Origin of the sequence: Terasakiella sp. SH-1 (assembly GCF_004564135.1) — a bacterium.
Lineage (GTDB): Bacteria > Pseudomonadota > Alphaproteobacteria > Rhodospirillales > Terasakiellaceae > Terasakiella.
Map to the genome: position 1 here is coordinate 3,379,677 of NZ_CP038255.1, position 21,290 is coordinate 3,400,966.

The following is a 21,290-nucleotide window of genomic DNA, read 5'->3' on the forward strand; positions in this document are numbered from 1 at the left end:
GCCTTAAAATAGGTTAATAACGGCGGTAAGTCTGGCCTTCCAGAAAACGTATTGTTTCAGCAACGCTTTCCCAATGGCTTTGTTCAGCCTTTTCCTTAGCCCCTTTATACCCAAGGGCCTTGACCAGTAATTGGGCAAGTTCGTCTATACGTTTTTTTTGTTGTGGGTGGCTGTAACGGTTCGCACGCGATGTGGCAAGAGTTGTGAACATAGCATTCCCCTTTGTTGAAGCCTCAACGATCAGATAATCTGCAAATTCCCTTTGCTTTTTTACAGCTCTTTTCTCTAAATCTGACCCGTTTCATGGAGCCTTATCTGTGCTTGAGTTAGGAAAATTGTGCAAAACGATGCGGGGCATCGGTTAAGCAAATTGACGCGACACAAGCACAGATAAGGCCCACCAGAGGCGTTTATCTTAAACAATGTGGAAGGCGGCACCTTCCATTTGCGGTGAATAACACCGCCACATGCAAGTTTTCTACCCACATTGTTTAAGATAAACGTGAAAGCGGGTCAGATTTAGAGAAAAGAGCTGTAATATCTTCATAAAAAGAATATAAACGTTTCGATTCAGTTTCAATATTTAAATGCAAAAAAGCCCCAACAAATTGTATGGGGCTTTTTTAAACATACGACATACAGATAAACCTTTAGGTCACATTGCGAAATTCATCTTGCATGAACCGAAGTTCTTCTGCGACATTAAACATCTGAAATTCCATCGCAGTACAGATGGCGTCGTTATACCCGAGGCTGAGTACAAGCTGTTCGGCATAGCTGCGGACTTGGGTTTGGTTTTGCTGGCTCAGCAGATTCATTTCGCTTTCAATATTCAACATGGTTGACCTCTTTAAGGGCATCTGTTTTGTACCTTCTTTAGTAAACCATGAAATTATTGCGCCGTTTTTTCCGCTTTCTGTTTATTTATTTCGAAATATTTCCAACATTCACTCATCACTCCTCTTTCATGGCGACAAAAGGCAGGCTATAAAGAAGTCACTTGGAATTCGAATGCAAAGCACTTAATGCCATGGATTTAAAAGCCCTTTTTGAGAGCGAACTGGACCGCCACGAAACGGCCCTGAACCAGACACGTCAACAGCTTGCCACACCCTTTACCCAATGGGTTGAACTGGCTATTTCCTGCCTGAAACAAGATGGGAAAATCATTTTCTTTGGCAATGGCGGCAGTGCTTCAGATGCCCAGCATCTCGCAACAGAACTAACTGTGCGCTATGTTAAAAACAGACAGGCACTGGCTGCTTTGGCATTAACAACAGATACCTCTTCCCTGACCGCCATTGGAAATGATTTTGGCTTTGAATATCTTTTTTCCCGTCAAATCGAAGCCCTGTGTCGCCCCAATGATCTGGTCATTGGCATTTCCACATCAGGCACCAGCCCCAATGTTATCAAAGCCTTAAAGGCTGCTCAAAAGATCGGGGCGAAAACAGTTGGCATGGGCGGGCGAAGCGGGGGTGATTTACCAGCTTTGTGCGATATCAGCCTGATTGTCCCCCATGAAGAAACCGCACGCATTCAGGAAATGCATATCACACTGGGCCATGCCTTTTGTCAGGCCCTTGAGAATGAATTTGGAAATTAGGCCGTAAAAACTCATGTCCGAACATGCCCATCTCATTGATTTGATTCAATCCGCCGCCGATGTCGAAATCCTGTGTGTCGGTGATATTATGCTGGATCGTTTCATCTACGGTTCTGTTGAGCGTATTTCACCAGAAGCCCCTATCCCCGTGCTGAAAATTGATCGTGAAGACGCCATGCTGGGCGGGGCGGGAAATGTAGTGCGCAATCTCCTGAGCCTTGGGGCACAAGCGCGTTTTTGTGGTGTTGTTGGTGAAGATGAAGCTGGGCGAAATGTTGGTAGTCTGCTCAATGAAGATGACAATTGCTGTGCCAACCTGTTGCTTGATACAAACCGCCCAACTTCTGTCAAAACCCGTTTCATGGCCTCTAATCAGCAGATGCTGCGCGCAGATAGCGAAAATACAGCCCCGCTTGATCAAAGCCAACAAGACGATTTGCTCTTGGATGTCGCTGAAAGCCTGGGGACAGCCCGCGTCATGGTCCTCTCAGATTATGGTAAAGGGGTATTAGACGGCGAAACCCCAACCCATTTGATCAATCTGGCAAAAAAAGCCGGCATTGCGGTCATTGTTGATCCAAAGGGCACAGATTATTCCAAATATCGCGGCGCCACACTCGTAACCCCAAACCGTAAAGAACTGTGTGAAGCCAGCCGCATGAAATGTGACGATGATGCCTCTATCGTGGCCGCAGCGCGCCATATTATTGAAAGCTGTGGCATTGAAAATGTGCTGGCGACCCGCTCCCAGGACGGAATGACACTTGTCACCAATAAAGGAGAAGTCGTGCACTTGCCAACCGAAGCACGCGAAGTCTTTGATGTATCCGGTGCCGGTGATACCGTGGTGGCAAGCCTTGCGCTAGCTCTGGCCCAAAAAGCCTCTTTAAGTGACGGGGCCAAACTTGCCAATATCGCTGCGGGCATTGTCGTGGCAAAGATTGGCACCGCCAGTGTTTATAGTGAAGAATTGATCGAAGCCCTGCATCATCAGGACCTGTCACAAGCCGAAGCCAAAATCATTCAGAAAGAAACCGCCAAAGACCGCATCCAGCGCTGGCAGGCTCAGGGGAAAACCGTTGGATTTACGAATGGTTGTTTTGATTTGCTTCATCCCGGTCACATTTCGCTTCTCAAACAATCGGCTAATCAGTGCGACAAACTCATCGTTGGGCTTAATAGCGATGCTTCTGTCAAACGCTTGAAAGGGGATGAGCGCCCCTTGCAAAGCGAAATGGCACGTGCCACGGTACTGTCTTCACTAGCCTGTGTCGATATGGTGGTGATTTTTGATGAAGACACACCGTTGGAACTTCTCTCCTGCCTGCTGCCAGACGTTCTGGTGAAAGGGGCTGATTACACCATTGATCAAGTGGTCGGGGCTGAGCTAATCCAGCAAAATGGTGGTTGTGTCTTCCTTGCCCAACTCGAAGATGGTTTTTCAACGACCAATACGGTCAATAAGATGAAATCCACCTAAACTCTGTTATTTTTGCCCAATCACCTCACGATAGGCATGCCAGGTGGCGTGTCCAATCAGGGGGAAGGCAAGGATCAAGCCAAAGCCTGTGATTAAGCCCGCAAACATAATCAAGGTAATGATCACTGCCCATAGAACCATCGTCTTGAAATTCAGCACAACCGCATAAGCACTGGTCAACATGGCCGGGATCAGAAGCGTTTTGCGATCAATCATCAAGGGCAAGGAAAACGCCCCGGTCAGGAAGATCAAACTGGCAAAGATGCTGCCCAGCCCTGTAATCATCAGGGCAAAATGCAATCCCTCCATGCTAAAGGCCCGTTCCACAATCAGCGGCCAGTCAGGGCTGATACCGGGAAAGGCAATGGCAAACAGGGTAAAAGACAGCCTGATCCAAACCATGAATAGGAAAACTTGCGCAATCCCAATGGCCATAATTGAATATGTATTGCGCCGAAAACCCAAAACCGCACCAAGCAAAGTAAATTCGCGCCCCTCTTGGCGACATAAACTCCCTTCATAAAACCCGACAGCAATGGCAGGCCCAACCAACAGGAAACCGGACAAGGCCGGCAAGATTAAATAAGGTAATTCCAGCATATAAAAGCCAAAGGAAATCAGTAAACCCACAATTAAAAAAAGGGTCGCATATAATGTGCTGACCCCTTTTAATGCCTGTGTATCGTCCCAGCCATGCGCTAACCACTGAAAAACCCGGCCTGTTTCAACCTGTTTGGGCAAGGTCATTTCTTCGACCAAAAATACCTCATGGGGGGCTTTATGAACCTGTGTCATCCTCATTCTCCTTTTGACCCAAAACCTGTTGATAGGCATGCCAGGTGGCGTGACCGATGAGGGGAAAAGCAAAAATCAATCCCAATCCTGTTACCAGCGCGGTAAACATCACCGCCACAATCATCGCCGCCCATAAGATCATCACCGGGAAATTGCGAATAACGGCATAGGCACTTGTCACCATAGCCGGGATCAACATGGTTTTACGATCCACCATCATGGGCAGGGAAAAAGCCCCGGTCAGAAAAATCCCTACGGCAAAAATACTGCCTTCGGCCAATAACATAATACCAAAATGAATCCCTTCCATGGAAAAGGCCCTGTCAAAGATATGGCCCCATTCCGGCATAATTCCAGGAAAAGAAATGGCAAAGACCGTAAAAGCCATCTTTATCCAGATCATAAACAGGAAAACTTGCGCAATCCCAATCGCCATGATCGCCAGCGTATTGCGCCGGAATCCCCAGATTGCGTGCCAGAGTGTGAATTCATCACCGCGTTGACGACGCAAACTGCCCTCATAAAAACCCACCGCAATGGCAGGGCCAACCAGTAGAAATCCTGTTAAAGACGGTAAAATCAAATAGGGAAGCTTGAGAAAGTGAAACCCAAAGGAAATAAAAACCCCGATGAACAGGAATAAGGCAGCATAGATCATGCTGACTTTTTTCAAATGTTTAGTATCGGTCCAGCCTTTAGCCAGCCACATAAAGACATCTTCGGTCTGGACCTTGCGCACATGGGCCATTTCCGGCACAAGAAAACTGCGCTGCGGTTTTGTGGATTGTTCTGTCATATCCCCTCCCAGAAGATAGCGCCCAGGCCACAAATTTCTTATAATTATTCTAAGAGTAAAACACACAAAGGTGAGTTATGGCAAGATTACGCGTGATTGAAGGCGATATCACCACATTGGATGTGGATGTCATTGTGAATGCCGCCAACCCGACTTTGTTAGGCGGTGGCGGTGTTGATGGGGCCATCCACCGCGCCGCCGGGCCTGCGCTTTTAGATGAGTGTCGCACCTTGGGGGGCTGTGAAACAGGTCAGGCCAAAATCACATCTGGCTATCACTTAAAAGCCCCTCACATCATCCATACCGTTGGCCCCATCTGGCATCAATATTTCCCAGAAGAAGCCGATCAACTGCTTGCAGCTTGTTATGAAAACAGCCTGAAGCTTTGCTTAAAGAATAGTCTACAAGTTATTGCTTTTCCAGCAATTTCAACAGGAATTTATGGTTTTCCAGCTGAACGAGCTGCCCGGCTTGTGGTACAAACAGTGGCTCAGTTTTGTGACAATCATTCAGAAATCAAAGAAGTCATTTTTTGTTGTTTCGATCCCGAGAGTAAAGCTTTGCATCAATCCGCTTTAGATCATTTATAACTGATTATCCTCCACCCAATCCTTCAGGCTTTCCAAAAAGCCAAGAGCGGTGCGGCCAAAATCCGTAATCTCATAGGCCACAGCAACAGGCTTGGTACTGATCACCTGACGGGTGAGTAATCCATTTTCTTCCATTTCCTGTAGGCGTTGGGCAATCATTTTCTTGCTTGCCCCACCGACCATGCGATTTAAATCGTTAAAGCGCACGGGACCATCCTGTAAATGCCACAGGATTGAGCCTTTCCATTTCCCGCCTAAAACCCGCATGCCCCGTTCAATGGAACAGGGTTCCGTACAGATATTTTCAACTATTTTCCGGCCGTTTTCTGCCGTTTTTACCGATGCTTTCATCTTTTTGACCTAGGTTACAAAAAGTATACTAGTTGACCTTAGTAACCATTCTACTACATCCTGTTGCAAAGTTAAACATTGCTGATAAAGGAAAGCCAGCTCATGAAAACCATCCTCTTGATCTCAGGAAAAGAAACCAGTGAATTTGCCCGCGGTGGCTATAACCAAGGGCTGTTTGACACAGCAAAAGAAACCTTGGGACAAAACTATCATATCCTGAGCACGGTTATTGAAGACGGATATGACGTTGAAGAAGAAATCGCCAAATATAAACAGGCTGATATCGTGATTTATCAATACCCTGTCTATTGGTTCATGATGCCATCTAGCTTGAAAAAATATATGGATGAGGTTTTTGCCTATGACAGTTTCTTCACCTTCAGCGATGGTCCTTATGGCAGTGGCGGGCTGATGACAGGCAAAAAGTTCATGCTCTCTACCACATGGAACGCCCCCGAAACAGTCTTTAATAACCCTGAACATTTCGACAATGGTCAGTCCGTTGATGACATCCTGTTTCCCATGCGCACCAGCCATTTCTTCTGCGGTTTTGAAGAACTGACGCATTTCTCCAGCCATGATATCGTCAGCAACCCGGATTTTGAAAGAGATCAAAAACGCTTTATCGCTCACCTTCAGGATACCCTGCTCAAGGAAGCTCAACATGCAGCCTGATATTCATCTTTATACCGCCTCCACCATGAATGGCTGGAAACCGGTGATTTTTCTGGAAGAAGCAGGTGTGCCTTATCACCTCACTGCCATTGATTTTTCCAAGCAGGAACAAAAAGAAGACTGGTATGTCGATCTTAACCCCAATGGCCGTATCCCAACCATTGTGGACCGTTCCAATGATGATTTCACCGTTTTTGAATCCGGGGCCATTCTTTGGTATCTGGCTGAAAAATATGAAAAATTCCTGCCCGCTGGGGAAAAAGAAAAGTCCGAAGCCCTGCAATGGATGATGTTTCAAATGAGTGCTATTGGCCCGATGATGGGCCAAGCCATGTATTTCCAACGCATAGCCGCCCCCCAAGGCCATGAAGATAAATTTGCCATCAACCGCTTTGTCACAGAATCGCGTCGTTTGCTGGAAATTCTCGATAAACAACTAAAAGGGCACGACTATATCTTGGGCGATGACTATAGCATCGTTGATATGGCGACTTATCCTTGGGCACGCAGTTTTTATTGGGCCAAGGTAGACATCAACGGATTAGATCACCTTCAATCCTGGTTTGATCGTTTAGACCAACGCCCGGCCATTCAAAAAGCCCTGACCATCCCCAAAGCCTTCCCTGCCTTTTTTGGTGAAGGTGACGTGGATGCGGCCATTGAAATGAATTCAAATCGCTTCAAACAAGATGTGAAGGGCTAAAAAGGCTTACGCCTCACGCAAGACAATTACATCCATCAGGTGGTCGACCCCGGCCACCTGTCGATCTTTGCGCAACTCCCAACGCGTTGCAGCCTCGCTATAGCCTTGTTTCACAGCACAGTCCAACGTCACAGCCGTGGCAATGGCACGCACGCCTTCGGCCTTGGTTTGTTTTTCCATTTTGGCCGATACATTGGCCGCATCACCAATCACCGTATATTCCAGACGATGTTCTTCACCAATGACCCCAAACACAATGGGGCCAGAGGCACAAGAGGCATGGATCACCACAGGTTCCAACCCTTGTTCACTTCGTTCTGCATTCCATTGATCTGAGGCCCTGATAATCTCTTCCATGGCTTTTAAGGATTGCGCCGCATGGCTTGTGGATTCGGTTAAGACACCGAAATAGGCCATAATGCCATCGCCGGTAAATTTATCCACATGACCGCCACAGCCGGAAATAATCGGTACAATCCGTTTATGATATTCAGTGATCAGGGCGATTTGTTCTTCCGGGGTGCTGCGTTTGGTTAGGGGTGTAAAGCCACGAATATCCACGTTTAAAATAGAAGCCTCGCGCGACACCACATCGCCAACCTTTGCGTCGCTTTCAGAATTTTTAATCTGTTCAGCCAAATCATCAGAAAAAAACCGCGACAAAGATCGGGCCGCTTGGCCTTGGGTCACTGATTGTTTCAATAAAACACGGGCACGAATCGTTGCCACCGCTAAAATAAGGGACACCATCAAAATGGAAACAATTTTGTCAAATTCCCCCCCAATCAACACACTGTTTGAGGTGAGGTAGCGCACATAATCACGAGTCAACATGGTGTTCATATCATCCATGACCACCACATAGCCCACCATAAAGCCCCACCCCACAGCGGCCGCCAACCCGCTGAGCAAAATATATCGTGCTTCAAAACGAAGGGTGCGCAAGGCAATGAAGATAAAGATATAAAGGACTGTTGGTGCTTTAAGATAAAAGCTTGGCGGCTGCATATATTGAATATGAAAACTGAAAATCGTCCCAAAAAGCAGCAGAATATCAGCCATGATCGAAGCCCCAATCATCAAGCCAGACAGGCGTATACGGTAACTGAGATAAAGCCGCACAAGTGTGAAAACCAGATAAACCGACAAGACATAAGGCACCGGAGCAAAAGGCGCATCGGGATGAAAGGTCTTGGGCGAAATCGCATAAAGCGTGCCAAAGGTAAAAACCACCAGCAACTGAATCCAGCCAACCAGCTGTTCAGAAATATTTTGCTGATCCACAATCGCTTTTTGTACCCGTTTGGGCACATTTCGATCACCAGCATCCCCAATAAAATGATAAATACAGTCCCTTAGCATTTACGGAACCAATTTATAACCGCCGGGTTCTGTCACCAGAATCTGTGCATTGGACGGGTCTTTTTCGATTTTTTGGCGCAGACGATATACATGGGTCTCCAAAGTATGGGTTGTTACGCCTGCGTTATAACCCCAAACTTCATCCAAAAGCACATCGCGCCCCACCACTTTGCCCCCAGCACGGTACAAAAATTTGATAATATTGGTTTCTTTATCGGTAAGACGGATTTTTTGATCTGTTTCATTTTCCAGTAACATTTTCGCGGCAGGCTGAAACATATATGGCCCCACCGTAAAGGTCGCATCTTCGCTTTGTTCATGCTGGCGTAAATGGGCACGAAGACGCGCCAGCAACACACCTAAACGAAAAGGCTTGGTGATATAATCATTGGCCCCGGCATCCAGTCCCAAAATGGTATCAGCATCCGTATCGGCCCCTGTGAGCATAATGATGGGACATTTTACCCCTTGTTTACGCATGACCCGACAGGCATCACGCCCATCCATATCGGGCAGGCCCACATCAAGGATCACCACATCAAAGCTATCTTGTTTGACTTTTTCCAAGGCACTTGAGGCCCCATCGGCCTGTGTTACGTCAAAATCTTCATGAAGTTGCAGCTGTTCACACAACATTTCACGTAGCGAATCGTCATCATCGACCAAAAGAACACGTTTTACGTTGGACATGGTTCCTCACAAGACTTCAAAAATCTGACTTTCAAAACCATAGCAAGCAAAAATTCTTCCGTACAGAGGCAAAAGAGCATGATAACACTATTGTGAAATGACGTTATTCGTCCTACATATGGGGACCTGTTGACCAACCAAACGTTTTTGAAAATGCCCCATCGCCTGTCCATTACCCTAAGCGACTCTAACTCGACTGACTATACACCGTCTTTGCTGGCGGTTGACCGCGCCCTGAGCGATCTACGTCGCGGCCAAATTGTTGCTATTGAAGGGGAAAGTGGCGAAGTCACCCTGACCTTGGCTGCAGAAGGGGCAACAAAAACGACAATTCAACGGCTGAAAGATTTATCCGGGGCTTTCCCCCATCTGATTTTGACCACCGCCCGCGTCCATACTCTGGGTCTTGGCAGCTTTAGTACCAAGGCCGTGCGCGCTGAAATGGGCAAAGCCCTGCGCCCCGACCTGATCGAAGGTTTGGTCAATCCCCTGGCAAGCATTTCTAAAAACGATTTTTTCGATATTCCTTTCAAGGAAGTCCCCCTGCAAAGTGGGGAAAATGCCTCTATCGGTCTGGCAAAATTATCCCGCCTGATCCCGGCTTCGATCACAGCCACCATTACGGTTGATGATTTCAAGGCATTCATTGAAAAAGAAAACCTCATCGGCTTGAAAAAACAGGATATCTTTGGCTATGAAGAGGCTGCCGCCCGTTCATTACGCGCCGTCAGTGATGCCCAGGTTCCGCTAGCCGATGCACCCAATACCAAAATCGTTGCCTTTCGCCCCTCAGACGGGGGCATTGAACATTTCGCCATTATCATTGGTGAACCAGATCCCAAAGACCCTGTTTTAATTCGCATTCACTCAGAATGTTTTACCGGCGACCTTGTCGGGTCGTTGCGTTGTGATTGTGGGGATCAGCTGCGCGGGGCCATTCGCTCTATTGCTGAACACGGCAGTGGCGTTTTGCTTTATCTTGCCCAGGAAGGTCGCGGCATTGGTCTGGTCAATAAGCTGCGTGCTTACAAGCTGCAAGATACAGGTGTAGATACATTTGATGCCAACGAACAGCTTGGTTTTGATGCCGATGAGCGTGTTTATCTGCCTGCGGCCCAAATGCTGGAACATCTAGGCGTTGCCCAAGTCCGTCTGATGACCAACAACCCGGAAAAAGTCCGTGTTCTTCAAGCCTGCGAAGTGGATGTGACAGAACGGGTCGAACATGCCTTTCCCACCAATCAGCATAATGAACCCTATATCATCGCCAAGGCGACCAAGGGCGGGCATTATCTTTAAGAGCCTGAACCGAAAAAGGCAAAAAACTCCCTTTCTTGTAACGGTAATTTTTGCCCTTCCTTTTACACAACACACATAATTTATTGTTTTTAAACAGTTTTATATCTGGCACGATCTCTGCATTGTTCTGATCAAAATATAATTAGAGCGATATCTAGAGCATCGGAGCCACATATGGTCGATAGCATTTATACTCAGGTTGCTTATGCCCCCAGCGAGGCAAATGGCGACACTAAACTCTCAGAAGAGGGGGCTGATAAAGAATTCAGCTTCTTTGGGGATGACGGTTTTTCCTTTTTGGATTTTGTGGATATGGTTAATCCACTTCAACATATCCCTGTTGTTTCAACAGCTTATCGTCAACTCACCGGTGATGAGATTGACCCCGGTTCCCGATTGGCCGGTGGCACGCTGTTTGGTGGGCCCGTCGGGTTGGCCATGTCCGCCTTTAATGTCTTGCTGGAACAAAATACAGGCAAGGATGCGGGTGAACATGTGGTCGCCTGGTTTGATGGGGAGGAAGAACCCATGGAAAACCCAACCATGATGGCAAACCGCAATCCAAACCAGCCCCACCCGGCTGTATCCAGCTTTGCCCCCCTGCCCGCTGCCAACATCCCGGCGAGTGAAGCCGAAGCTTTTGCCGCAGGAGAAGCCTCCCTTCGCCTCGCACAGCTGCAAGAATTTATGAACCCGACCCAGGCTACAGAAATTCCGATGACAGAAGCTCAAAAAGGGGCAGGTTCTGCGGGCACATGGACACCACCGCTTAATCAGGAACACCCCTTCCCAACAGAACGTCCCGGTGCGGGTTCGGCTATGCCGCGTGAGATGACGAGCTTTTTCCAACGCAGCCCTCAACCTGTGGCAGAAGTAGCCCAAGCCGAGATGACCCCAAAACCTGTTCCGGTTCAACAACAGGCCCCGCAGTTTCAATCTAAACAATCTTATGAGGATTCTTCCTTAGCCGCACTGCAAGCTTTTGCCCGTGATGTCAAAGCCCAGCGTCAACAAGAACAGACACAAGAGGTCAAACAGGAAATGGTCGCCCCCAAACCTGTGCCCAGCAATACTGCACAACTAAGCCAGACTCAGGATAATGCCTGGTTTGCTCAGATGATGAACCAGAATATGGACCGTTATCGCCAAGCCAACCAGCCCAAAGGCTAACCGATGAATTTAGTTATTCAGGGAAAAACCCTGTCTTTCGGTGCTAAAAGCTATCCCTGTGCCATTGGCAAAGGCGGCGTCCGTGCTGATAAACGTGAAGGTGACGGGGCCAGCCCCATTGGCAGCTTTGCGATCCGCCGCATCCTTTATCGCGCCGACCGGGTTTCAAAACCTGAGACCCGCCTGCCTGTCAAAGCGATTGGAAAGCAGGATGGCTGGTGCGATGACCCGGACCATATTCTCTATAATCGCGCAATCTGTCTCCCCTTTAAAGGGTCTCATGAGAAGCTTTGGCGCGAGGATCATATCTACGATATCATCGTCATTCTCGGCCACAATGATGCCCCACCTGTTGCTGGCAAAGGCAGTGCGATTTTCTTTCACCTTGCACGGGAAAACTATGAAGGGACAGAAGGCTGTATTGCGGTCAAACAAGCCCATATGTTTGAAATTTTAAAAGCGGTTGATGAAACCAGCCGTATTGAAATCGGCTAAGCCTTTTTCGGACGTTGCCCAAAAATAGCCGTGCCCACACGCACAGAGGTCGCGCCAAAACGAATGGCGGCTTCATAATCCCCGCTCATCCCCATGCTGAGTTTTGAAAGCCCGTTACGTTTGGCAATTTCACGCAAAAAAGCAAAATGCAAGCTGGGCTCTTCCTCTGCCGGGGGAATACACATCAAGCCAAGCACATTCAGCTGAAGCTCATCGCGACATAACCCAATGAGTTCATCGGCTTCTGCGGGCAGGCACCCCCCTTTTTGGTCTTCTTCCCCGGTATTAACCTGAATATAAATCCCGACTTCACGGTTTTGGACCTGTATTTCACGAGCCAAAGCGCGGGCCAGTTTAGGGCGATCTACCGTTTCAATCACATCAAAAAGCCCAACCGCCTCTTTCACTTTATTAGTTTGCAGACCACCAATAAGGTGAAGCTGCACCCTATCAAAAGCCTCTTTTAAAGCAGGCCATTTGCCTTGGGCTTCCTGTACACGGTTTTCCCCAAAGATACGATGACCAGTGTCCAGAACAGGCCGGATGGTCTCTTCCGTATGGACTTTGCTGACAGCAACCAGTTCGATCTCACACAGATCACGATTGGCCTGTTCAGCAGCCTCTTCAATTGAATGCTTCACTTGGGAAAGATTATCTGCAATACCCATATCAGGCCCTTAAAAGATTGTTGAGTTCAGGAAAAACATGTCCCAAGTCGTATCAGAGCTTGCGCGCAGGCTCAATCGCTTGAATGCAAAAGGCAAAAAATTTCCCCATCTTATTTTCATGACGGATATGGAACGACTCCCTGACCCCTGTGGTCTGATTCCACGCCTACCTGTGGGGTCCGCGCTGATTATTCGCCATATTGACAAGTGCGCAAAAAAATACTTAATTAAAAAAAACAAATACTTATGCAAAAAACATAAAGTAAAACTTCTGGTTTCTGATGATATAGATCTTGCCTTGCGCTATCGCCTTGACGGGGTGCATTTTTCACAGAAGACAGCACAGAAAATGGCCCAGTGTGGATATATAAAACGGCCTAAACCAGGTTTTATTTTTTCCGCAGCCTGTCATAACGAACAAGCCCTGAGAGCTGCCCAGCATATTCATTGTGATATCGCATTGATTTCACCGATCTTTCCCACCCAAAGTCACCCAACAGCAATAACAAAGAAAGCTCTTGGTTTTCAAAGACTTGCCAAAAAGACAGACCTTGCCTGCTACGGCCTCGGCGGCATCAACAAAAAAACTGCATTCCACCTGCAACACACAAAAACCTGTGGCTTTGCCGGAATCAGCGGTCTTCTTTAAATAAGCTCTAACCTAAAAATGAGCTTTAATACCTGTGATTAATGCCCAGTTTGACCCCTCGTCCGTTTGATTAGGAGAACGATCTGAAGCATCATCGGTGACAATATTGGTAAGTGAGCCTGCTAATGTCACGCCTGGGCCAAGCTTGTAAGAGGCTGAAAGAAGATACAGGTCTGTCGTGTCTTCCAACGCACCAGATAAACCGGAATCTTCAGTTTGACGATTAAAATAACCTGCTGAAAAACCATATGGTCCCATCTTATAAGTCACACCAGCTTCCCAAGCAGTTGACTCCTTCCCAGTCACAGTGCCTTTATTGTCTGTTTCCAAAAAAGCCCCGGAAATGGTCCAGTTTTTTTGAGAAATTGTAAACCCGGCACGCCAGGATTCTTCATTCTTAACCTGATCAGTACCTTCTGTTAGTGCCGATATTGTGCCGCCCCCAGTTAAGCCTCCGTCTTCAATAAGCTCGTAATTTAAATCAACACTGACACTCAGGTCCTCATAAGTAGCGTTATAAACAACCCCTGCATTATATTGCAAATCGTTGCCTTCTGCTTGAGTATCCACCGTACCCAGGTTAGATTCATCAATGAGCCCATAAGAAAAACCAGCTTGAAGACCCGCAAGATTTGGTGACAAATAAATTATCTTATGTCCATCTGACGTATTATGGGTCGTATCAATTTCATCACCCAAGGCATTCACGGCAAAAAACTGATGGACCCCATCATCCATCAACACACCGACATCCCAATGATGATTGGATAAACCATAAGAAACACCCATAGTTGATCCTACTTTCAAGACTCCAAACTGGTCAGAAGAAATCGTCAAATAGGATTCGTCACTGACACCATCAATTGTTCCACCAGAACGCTCAATTTCAAAAGTAATTCCAACGCTTAGGCCATTATCCAGACGGGTTGAGCCTTTCAGAAACATTTCAACATCAGAAAATGTACTGACTTCTGAATAATTTTTAGCTCCATTGTCAGTTTCATTATCAGAATAACCGACCCATTGTTCCATAAAGCCAGAAAATGACACCTTAATTGGTTCAGCAGCCAAGACCTGCCCTGAAAGCAGTCCATTAGCAGCCAAAGCTGTTCCAAAAATTATTTCCCTCTTCATAAAACACCGCCCCATCATTGAATATCTTATTCCCTTAACATACCTTCATATAAAAGTTTTAAACAAAATAAAAAAAGGGCGCTACCCGAAGGTAGCACCCTTTCTTAAACTTGTTTTCTTTTAATCTTAAGTCAGATTAGAAAGAAACGAGCAGACCAGCAGCGATGCCCCAGTTGGAACCTTCGTCTGTTTGGTTTGCAGCGTTGTCAGAAGCGTCGTCTGTGTCAACATTGAAAACAGAACCAGCTACAGATACGCCAGCGCCCAGATCGCGGGAAGCAGACAGGATCCACAGTTCAGATTCGTCTTCTTTCGCAGTAGACAGACCAGAATCTTCGTCAGACTGGTTCAAGTAACCCAAAGAGACAGCGTATGGGCCAGTTTCGTAAACAACACCAGCTTCCCAAACTTCAGAATCTTTGTCAGTTACGCCACCAACGTTTTCTTTTTGCAGGTATGCAGCAGTCACTGTGAAACCAGCAGCCCCTACAGAAATACCACCACGCAGTGTTTCTTCGTTTTTGATTTGGTCAGTGCCGTCAGTTTCGCTACCAGCTGTTGTAGAAGCAGCGCCACCACCAGTCAGGCCACCGTATTCAACATAAACATAGCTCAGGTCAGCACCAACAGAAACACCATTGAGGTCGCCATTGTAACCGATTGCCGCATCATACTGGATGTCGTTGCCAGAAGACAATGTATCAGCAGTACCAAGGTTTGCTTCTGGAACCAAGCCGTAAGAGAAACCAGCTTGTACGCCACCGAAGTTTGGTGTCAAGTACACAACTTTGTGACCGTCAGAACCAGAAGTTTCTGTGGACAAAGAGCTATCCAGTTCGTTACGTGCAAACGTTGTTGCATCTGTACCAGACAGGCCGAGACCTACATCACCGTGCAGTGTGTTGAAACCATAAGCTGCACCTTTTGTGTTACCAATTTTGACTGTACCGAGGTTATCAGCAGAAACAGATAGGTATGTATCATCAGATGCACCGTCAGAACCACCTGAACGTTCTGTGTCGATTGTTACACCAACAGTCAGGCCATTATCCAGTTTGGTGGAACCACGGAAAAAGATTTCTGCATCAGAGAATGTGCCAACTTCAGAATAGTTAGCTGCACCATTATCGTCTTCATTATCAGAATAACCAACCCACTGGTTCATGTAACCAGAGATAGATAATTTGATCGGGTCAGCAGCTTGTGCAGATGTAGAAACTGCAGCAAAAGCAACGAGAGCAGTAGAAGCTACGAGAAGCTTTTTCATTTTATTACCTTTATATTAAACAAGTTAATTCTACCTTCCATTCACGAAACCTAACCGATTTATCTGAATAGAGGAAAAGAAATCAGAGTTAAATAAGCATAAAATGATAATCATGTTGCAGGATTACAACACTGAGAATAGGAGGTGTTAAAGTATAAAAATTTTATGTCATTCCCGACTTGATCGGGAATCTTTTTCCTATTTGAGCAAAGTAACCGCCCTCCCAAATTTTGTTCTGAAACAAACCTCAAAAACAAAACTATGTCTAACGATTACCCCGCAACACGTGCGGGATGACGATGGTTTTTGTAAAAATCAATTCCACTCAAAAAAAGAAAGGGCGTTGACTCTAAGCCAACGCCCAAACTTTGAATGCTTAATTCTATATCTGTATCAGATTAGAACGCAACTTTCAGACCAGCGATAACGCCCCAGTTGGAACCTTCATCAGTCTGGTTAGCAGAGTTGTCAGAAGCATCGTCAGATTCGATGTGCAGAACAGAACCCGCCAGAGTGACGCCAGCGCCCAAGTTGTAAGAACCAGAAACCAAAATCACGTCCAGAGTGTCTTCTTTAGCAGTAGACAGACCAGAGTCTTCTGTTTCACGCTGGAAGTAAGCTGCAGAAACAGCATACGGGCCAGTTGCATATTTAACACCAACTTCCCAAGCTTGAGTGTCTTGGTCAGTTACGAAATTAACATTATCTGTATCAATGTAAGATGCTGCAACAGTGAAACCAGCAGTGCTTACAGACAGACCAGCGCGAATAGTCTCTTCGTTTTTAACCTGGTCAAGACCTTCTGTAGTAGCAGAAGTTGCGCCACCACCAGTCAGGCCACCATCTTCGAACATTTCATAGTTGATGTCAGCGCCAACAGCTACACCACCGAAGTCACCCTTATAGGCGATGCCAGCATTATACTGGATGTCGTTATTAGCGTCTTGCAGGTCTGCTGTACCAACGTTACCTTCACTAACCAGACCATAAGAGAAACCAGCTTGGATGCCGCCGAAGTTCGGCGTCAGATAAACAACTTTGTGACCATCGTTACCATTTGTCAGTGTAGAAATACGGTTTGAATCATTTGCTGTTGCCAAACCAGTATTTACGAATTTAGTACCGATACCATCGTCAAGACCTACACCGACATCACCGTGCTTGTTACCCAAGCCGTAAGAAACGCCTTTTGTAGAACCGATTTTGACAGTACCCAGTGCATCACCAGAAACAGACAGGAATGTGTCGTCAGAATCACCATCAGTACCACCAGAACGTTCTGTGTCGATATTCACACCAACAGTCAGGCCGTTGTCCAGTTTAGTAGAACCACGGAAGTAGATTTCTACGTCAGAGTGAGTACCAATTTGGGAGTAGTTAGCTGCGCCGTTATCGTTTTCGTTGTCAGAATAACCAGCCCACTGGTTCATGAAACCAGAGATGGACAGTTTGATCGGGTCAGCAGCTTGTGCAGAAGTAGAAACTGCAGCGAAAGCAACGAGAGCAGTAGAAGCTACGAGAAGCTTTTTCATTATAAATAATCCCCATATATAAGGTTTGGTTTAAAGTCATTAAGCATAGTCGGCGTACCCACACACCTTATGCGTGGATGTATTAAATGGGTTTGCACCCGCCGGGTCAAGCCTGACAAACATACCTCTGTTGCCTTTTTTCACCACTGTTGCAAAAAAAACACACACTGCAAATCGCCCTGTCCCCATCAGAATTGATGATTTTGCCTAATTTTCAAGCTATGGGCTTGCACACACCTTATATATTAAGGCATACATCAAGGGTGATTAATCAACCGACAGCATGAAGGATTCTTTGCGATGCGTCGTTTCAATAGATCTTTGAATCAAATGGCCGCTTTATGTATGGGAGCGATCTTGCTAACTGCTTGTGAAGGAATGGAAATTACCGGTCCTGATACCTTTGATCGGCCCAATGATAAATGGCAACAAGTCGATAAAGAAAGAGAATCCATTTTCGGTGAAGGTGGTCTTTCCTTTGGTGGAGCTGATGAAAAACGCAAAGGTCAAGGGGGCACAGGCATTGGCGTCAACGCCTTTTTATGGCGTGCAACACTGGATACCGTTTCTTTCATGCCGCTGGCTTCGGCCGACCCGTTTGGCGGGGTCATTTTGACAGACTGGCATAGCACCAGCAATTCCCCAAATGAGCGTTATAAGCTGAATATCTATATTATTGGTCAGGCACTGCGCGCAGACGGCATTCGAGTCGCTGCCTTTCGTCAGGTTAAAAATGGGGCCAATGAATGGCAATCCGTTGCCATTGACCCCAAAGCCGTCACCGATATTGAAAATGCAATTTTGACCCGAGCGCGCCAACTGCGCAGCGAAAGCATGACACAATAAAATAAAGCCCTTTTTCCAAAACACAGCCCCGCATCCCCGTCGCGGGGCCATTTACTTATATATAAAGACTAAGAACCACATCATGGCCCGTTATAATTTTAAAGAAACCGAATCCAAATGGCAGTCCTACTGGGATAAGAACGAGACTTTTAAAGTCACGGAAGATCCTGAACGTGAAAAATACTATGTCCTGGAAATGTTCCCCTACCCGTCTGGGCGGATTCACATGGGCCATGTGCGCAACTATACCCTTGGCGATGTGGTTGCCCGTTATAAAAAGGCACAAGGGTTTAATGTGCTGCACCCCATGGGCTGGGATGCCTTTGGTCTGCCGGCAGAAAATGCGGCCATGGATGCCGGTGTTCATCCGGGTAAATGGACTTATAAGAATATCGAAGACATGCGGGCTCAACTGAAAACCATGGGTCTGTCTTATGATTGGGATCGTGAAATCGCCACCTGTGATCCAGACTATTACAAACATGAACAGAAAATGTTCCTGGATTTCCTCAAAAATGATCTGGTTTATCGCAAAGAAAGCTGGGTCAACTGGGATCCGGTAGAAAATACAGTTTTGGCCAATGAACAGGTTGTTGATGGCTGTGGCTGGCGTTCTGGTGCGCCTGTGGAACGCCGCAAGCTGAACCAATGGTTCCTGAAAATCACCGATTATGCTGAAGACCTGCGAGTCGCCTTGCAATCACTTGATCGCTGGCCGGAAAAAGTCCGCATCATGCAGGAAAACTGGATCGGTAAATCCGAAGGCATGCGCCTGACTTGGGATCTTGTTGACCGCGACGATTCGCTGGAAGTTTATACCACCCGCCCGGATACCCTTTTTGGGGCCTCTTTCTGTGCTATTTCCGCCAACCACCCCCTGGCAACGGAACTGGCCGAAAACAATACAGAACTGCAAGCCTTTGTTGAAGAATGCAACAAGATGGGTACTTCGGAAGAAGCCATTGAAAAAGCAGAGAAAAAAGGCATTAACACCGGCCTGAAAGTGAAACACCCGCTAGATGACAGTTGGGAGCTGCCTGTTTATGTCGCCAACTTCGTTTTGATGGAATATGGCACAGGTGCGATCTTTGGCTGCCCAAGCGGGGACCAACGTGACCTTGATTTTGCCCGCAAATATGACCTGCCGGTTGTGCCGGTTGTGGCACCGAAGGATATGGACAAGCCGGAAGAGTTTTCAATCGAAAATGAAGCCTTCACCGACGATGGTGTCATGATCAATTCTGATTTTATGACAGGCATGAGTGTGGCTGAGGCCAAAAAGGCGATTTTTGCCAAATGTGCCCAAATGAATATCGGGGAAAAAGAAACCAATTATCGCCTGCGTGACTGGGGTGTATCGCGTCAACGCTATTGGGGCTGCCCGATTCCCATCATTCATTGCGGGGATTGCGGTATCGTAGAAGTCCCGGCTGAAGACTTGCCCGTCAGCCTTCCAGAAGATGTGACTTTTGATAAACCCGGCAACCCGCTGGACCATCACCCCACATGGAAACATGTGGATTGCCCGAAATGTGGCAAAGCCGCTGTTCGTGAAACCGACACATTTGATACGTTCTTTGAATCAAGCTGGTATTTCGCCCGTTATTGTTCGCCAACAGCCGACAACAGTATTGATAAAGCAGCCGCTGATTACTGGATGTCAGTTGACCAATATATCGGCGGGGTGGAACATGCCGTGCTTCACCTGCTTTATTCCCGTTTCTTCACCCGTGCTCTGAAAAAATGCGGCTATCTTTCTGCAGATGAACCCTTTGCCGGTCTTTTGACCCAAGGGATGATCTGTCATGAAACCTATAAGGATGCCGATGGTAACTGGATGTTCCCAAGCGATGCGATCGCAGGTAATGATGGCAAACTGGTTCATAAAAATGATGGCCGCCCGGTTGATGTGGGTGCTTCCATCAAAATGTCAAAATCCAAAAAGAACGTGGTGGACCCTGAGCTGATTATCTCGACCTATGGCGCAGATACGGCGCGCTTGTTCATGCTATCTGACAGCCCGCCGGAACGTGATCTGGAATGGACAGACAGCGGTGTGGATGGGGCCTGGCGTTATCTCAACCGTTTGTGGCGCTTGATCACAGAACCCAAAGCACCTTATGCAGGCAAAGATACAGCACAACCTGCAAACCTGTCTGCTGATGCACAGAAACTGCGTTCACAAGTTCACAAGACCATTATGGCTGTGACCGATGATCTGGCAAAATTCCACTTTAACAAAGCTGTCGCCCGTCTGCGTGAATTGACCAATGCGTTGGGTAATCTGGATGGTGTTGAAGGTGATGATTCCTGGGTCTTGCGTGAAGGTTATGAATATCTCGTACGTCTTCTCGCCCCTATGACACCTCATATTTCAGCAGAACTCTGGGCAGAACTGGGGCATGACAGTATTCTGTGTGAAGTCGACTGGCCTGTTGCCGATGACAGCTTGCTGGTTGAAGATACAGTCATTTTGCCGATCCAAATCAACGGGAAACGCCGTGACCAGCTAGAAGTTGCCAAAGATTTAGACCCGAAAGAAGTTGAAAAACTGGCTTTGGCTTCTGAAAAAGTTCAGGCAGCACTGGATGGCAAACCTGCAAAAAAAGTCATTGTTGTACCAAACCGGATTATCAATGTTGTTGCATAAAAGTTTTTTGATCAAACCCCTTTGCCTTTTTATGATAGCTGCAAGCCTGAGTGCCTGTGGCTATCAACCTTTGCATGGGAAACGCCAAACCGCACAAAAAACAGCCATGCAGGATGAATTGGCCACTGTCTGGATTTACGAAATTAAAGACCGTAAAGGCCAAATCCTTCATAACGAATTGCTCAATCTTTTTAATACCAAAGGGCGTCCAAAGAACCCAAAATACAATCTGCGCATTACGTATAATGAAGGCAGTGCAGGCTTAGGTATTGGTAAAGATGAATTTGCCACACGAGCCAACTTGATTGTCACAACAAACTTTAAATTCTCCGGCCTTTCAGAGCTTGATGGGAGCAGCCAATCTGTGGTCAGTTACAATATTCTCAACTCCCCAACCGGAACAGAATTTGCCCGTCGTGATGCCCGCATACGTGCGATTAAACAGGTCGCAACCGATATTCATCGCCGTATTGCCGTTCATTTGCTCAATGCAAAAACAGATACAGAAAAAACAACGCGGAAATAACCTGTC

Annotated in this window: 23 protein-coding genes; 12 read left to right on the forward strand and 11 right to left on the reverse strand. The window is 46.9% G+C overall.

Annotated elements, in window-relative coordinates; all coding sequences use genetic code 11:
* Positions 1 to 13: 13 nt before the first annotated feature.
* Together E4K71_RS15865 and E4K71_RS15870 are read right to left on the reverse strand one after the other, a co-directional pair.
* Positions 14 to 211, reverse strand: coding sequence for a hypothetical protein (locus tag E4K71_RS15865; RefSeq protein WP_135081248.1), 198 nt, complete (start codon positions 209 to 211; stop codon positions 14 to 16).
* Between the two features lie 439 nt (positions 212 to 650).
* Positions 651 to 860, reverse strand: a complete 210-nt coding sequence (locus tag E4K71_RS15870; RefSeq protein ID WP_135081249.1) for a hypothetical protein — start codon at positions 858 to 860, stop codon at positions 651 to 653.
* A gap of 140 nt (positions 861 to 1,000) precedes the next feature.
* Here E4K71_RS15870 and E4K71_RS15875 point away from each other — a divergent pair, with 140 nt between their 5' ends.
* Together E4K71_RS15875 and rfaE1 are read left to right on the forward strand one after the other, a co-directional pair.
* The gene (locus E4K71_RS15875) at positions 1,001 to 1,606 is read left to right on the forward strand and encodes a D-sedoheptulose 7-phosphate isomerase (RefSeq protein WP_240796831.1); all 606 of its coding nucleotides are present in this window, start codon (positions 1,001 to 1,003) and stop codon (positions 1,604 to 1,606) included.
* Positions 1,607 to 1,619: 13 nt separating this feature from the next.
* Entirely contained in the window at positions 1,620 to 3,086 is a 1,467-nt protein-coding gene (gene rfaE1, locus E4K71_RS15880) for a D-glycero-beta-D-manno-heptose-7-phosphate kinase (RefSeq protein WP_135081250.1), read from the forward strand.
* Between the two features lie 6 nt (positions 3,087 to 3,092).
* Here the strand turns inward: rfaE1 and E4K71_RS15885 are convergent, their stop codons facing one another.
* Both E4K71_RS15885 and E4K71_RS15890 read right to left on the reverse strand, forming a co-directional pair.
* Positions 3,093 to 3,881, reverse strand: a complete 789-nt coding sequence (locus tag E4K71_RS15885) for a DUF2189 domain-containing protein (protein WP_167730628.1) — start codon at positions 3,879 to 3,881, stop codon at positions 3,093 to 3,095.
* Positions 3,865 to 4,677, reverse strand: coding sequence for a DUF2189 domain-containing protein (locus tag E4K71_RS15890; protein ID WP_135081252.1), 813 nt, complete (start codon positions 4,675 to 4,677; stop codon positions 3,865 to 3,867). The genes E4K71_RS15885 and E4K71_RS15890 overlap by 17 nt, the downstream gene beginning before the upstream one ends.
* A gap of 77 nt (positions 4,678 to 4,754) precedes the next feature.
* On the opposite strand from E4K71_RS15890, the gene E4K71_RS15895 reads away from it, so the two are divergent.
* Positions 4,755 to 5,267, forward strand: a complete 513-nt coding sequence (locus E4K71_RS15895; protein ID WP_135081253.1) for an O-acetyl-ADP-ribose deacetylase — start codon at positions 4,755 to 4,757, stop codon at positions 5,265 to 5,267.
* Here E4K71_RS15895 and E4K71_RS15900 read toward each other — a convergent pair.
* Positions 5,262 to 5,618, reverse strand: a complete 357-nt coding sequence (locus tag E4K71_RS15900) for a helix-turn-helix domain-containing protein (RefSeq protein WP_135081254.1) — start codon at positions 5,616 to 5,618, stop codon at positions 5,262 to 5,264. The genes E4K71_RS15895 and E4K71_RS15900 overlap by 6 nt on opposite strands.
* 102 nt (positions 5,619 to 5,720) lie before the next feature.
* On the opposite strand from E4K71_RS15900, the gene E4K71_RS15905 reads away from it, so the two are divergent.
* The gene (locus tag E4K71_RS15905; protein WP_135081255.1) at positions 5,721 to 6,293 is read left to right on the forward strand and encodes an NAD(P)H-dependent oxidoreductase; all 573 of its coding nucleotides are present in this window, start codon (positions 5,721 to 5,723) and stop codon (positions 6,291 to 6,293) included.
* Positions 6,283 to 6,996, forward strand: a complete 714-nt coding sequence (locus tag E4K71_RS15910; RefSeq protein ID WP_135081256.1) for a glutathione binding-like protein — start codon at positions 6,283 to 6,285, stop codon at positions 6,994 to 6,996. The genes E4K71_RS15905 and E4K71_RS15910 overlap by 11 nt, the downstream gene beginning before the upstream one ends.
* Before the next feature lie 6 nt (positions 6,997 to 7,002).
* Here the strand turns inward: E4K71_RS15910 and E4K71_RS15915 are convergent, their stop codons facing one another.
* A complete protein-coding gene (locus E4K71_RS15915) occupies positions 7,003 to 8,358 on the reverse strand; it encodes an adenylate/guanylate cyclase domain-containing protein (RefSeq protein ID WP_135081257.1) in 1,356 nt (451 codons plus the stop codon).
* Positions 8,359 to 9,048: a response regulator transcription factor gene (locus tag E4K71_RS15920; RefSeq protein ID WP_135081258.1), complete on the reverse strand. Its 690-nt coding sequence runs from the start codon at positions 9,046 to 9,048 to the stop codon at positions 8,359 to 8,361. It abuts the gene before it with no gap.
* 129 nt (positions 9,049 to 9,177) lie between these two features.
* Between E4K71_RS15920 and ribA the strand changes: the two genes are divergently transcribed.
* The 3 genes from ribA (at position 9,178) to E4K71_RS15935 (ending at position 12,012) form a co-directional block, all read left to right on the forward strand.
* Positions 9,178 to 10,347, forward strand: a complete 1,170-nt coding sequence (gene ribA, locus E4K71_RS15925) for a GTP cyclohydrolase II (protein ID WP_240796832.1) — start codon at positions 9,178 to 9,180, stop codon at positions 10,345 to 10,347.
* A 174-nt stretch (positions 10,348 to 10,521) separates the two neighbouring features.
* Positions 10,522 to 11,517 carry a hypothetical protein gene (locus E4K71_RS15930; protein WP_135081259.1) on the forward strand — a complete coding sequence of 332 codons (996 nt, stop codon included), beginning with the start codon at positions 10,522 to 10,524 and terminating at the stop codon, positions 11,515 to 11,517.
* Between the two features lie 3 nt (positions 11,518 to 11,520).
* Complete coding sequence (locus tag E4K71_RS15935) at positions 11,521 to 12,012, forward strand: L,D-transpeptidase family protein (RefSeq protein ID WP_135081260.1); 492 nt, start codon at positions 11,521 to 11,523, stop codon at positions 12,010 to 12,012.
* Here E4K71_RS15935 and E4K71_RS15940 read toward each other — a convergent pair.
* Positions 12,009 to 12,680: a YggS family pyridoxal phosphate-dependent enzyme gene (locus tag E4K71_RS15940; RefSeq protein WP_135081261.1), complete on the reverse strand. Its 672-nt coding sequence runs from the start codon at positions 12,678 to 12,680 to the stop codon at positions 12,009 to 12,011. The genes E4K71_RS15935 and E4K71_RS15940 overlap by 4 nt on opposite strands.
* Positions 12,681 to 12,717: 37 nt before the next feature.
* On the opposite strand from E4K71_RS15940, the gene E4K71_RS15945 reads away from it, so the two are divergent.
* Entirely contained in the window at positions 12,718 to 13,329 is a 612-nt protein-coding gene (locus tag E4K71_RS15945) for a thiamine phosphate synthase (protein ID WP_135081262.1), read from the forward strand.
* A 12-nt stretch (positions 13,330 to 13,341) separates the two neighbouring features.
* On the opposite strand, the gene E4K71_RS15950 is transcribed toward E4K71_RS15945, so the two are convergent.
* From E4K71_RS15950 to E4K71_RS15960, 3 genes are all read right to left on the reverse strand, one after another.
* Entirely contained in the window at positions 13,342 to 14,463 is a 1,122-nt protein-coding gene (locus tag E4K71_RS15950) for a porin (protein WP_167730630.1), read from the reverse strand.
* 136 nt (positions 14,464 to 14,599) lie between these two features.
* Positions 14,600 to 15,730 carry a porin gene (locus E4K71_RS15955; RefSeq protein WP_135081264.1) on the reverse strand — a complete coding sequence of 377 codons (1,131 nt, stop codon included), beginning with the start codon at positions 15,728 to 15,730 and terminating at the stop codon, positions 14,600 to 14,602.
* Positions 15,731 to 16,128: 398 nt separating this feature from the next.
* Positions 16,129 to 17,262, reverse strand: a complete 1,134-nt coding sequence (locus tag E4K71_RS15960) for a porin (protein ID WP_135081265.1) — start codon at positions 17,260 to 17,262, stop codon at positions 16,129 to 16,131.
* 345 nt (positions 17,263 to 17,607) lie between these two features.
* Between E4K71_RS15960 and E4K71_RS15965 the strand changes: the two genes are divergently transcribed.
* The 3 genes from E4K71_RS15965 (at position 17,608) to E4K71_RS15975 (ending at position 21,284) form a co-directional block, all read left to right on the forward strand.
* Complete coding sequence (locus E4K71_RS15965) at positions 17,608 to 18,108, forward strand: DUF3576 domain-containing protein (protein ID WP_240796833.1); 501 nt, start codon at positions 17,608 to 17,610, stop codon at positions 18,106 to 18,108.
* A gap of 82 nt (positions 18,109 to 18,190) precedes the next feature.
* Positions 18,191 to 20,758 carry a leucine--tRNA ligase gene (gene leuS, locus E4K71_RS15970; protein ID WP_135081266.1) on the forward strand — a complete coding sequence of 856 codons (2,568 nt, stop codon included), beginning with the start codon at positions 18,191 to 18,193 and terminating at the stop codon, positions 20,756 to 20,758.
* Positions 20,759 to 20,789: 31 nt separating this feature from the next.
* Complete coding sequence (locus E4K71_RS15975; RefSeq protein WP_167730632.1) at positions 20,790 to 21,284, forward strand: hypothetical protein; 495 nt, start codon at positions 20,790 to 20,792, stop codon at positions 21,282 to 21,284.
* The last annotated feature ends 6 nt before the right edge of the window (positions 21,285 to 21,290 follow it).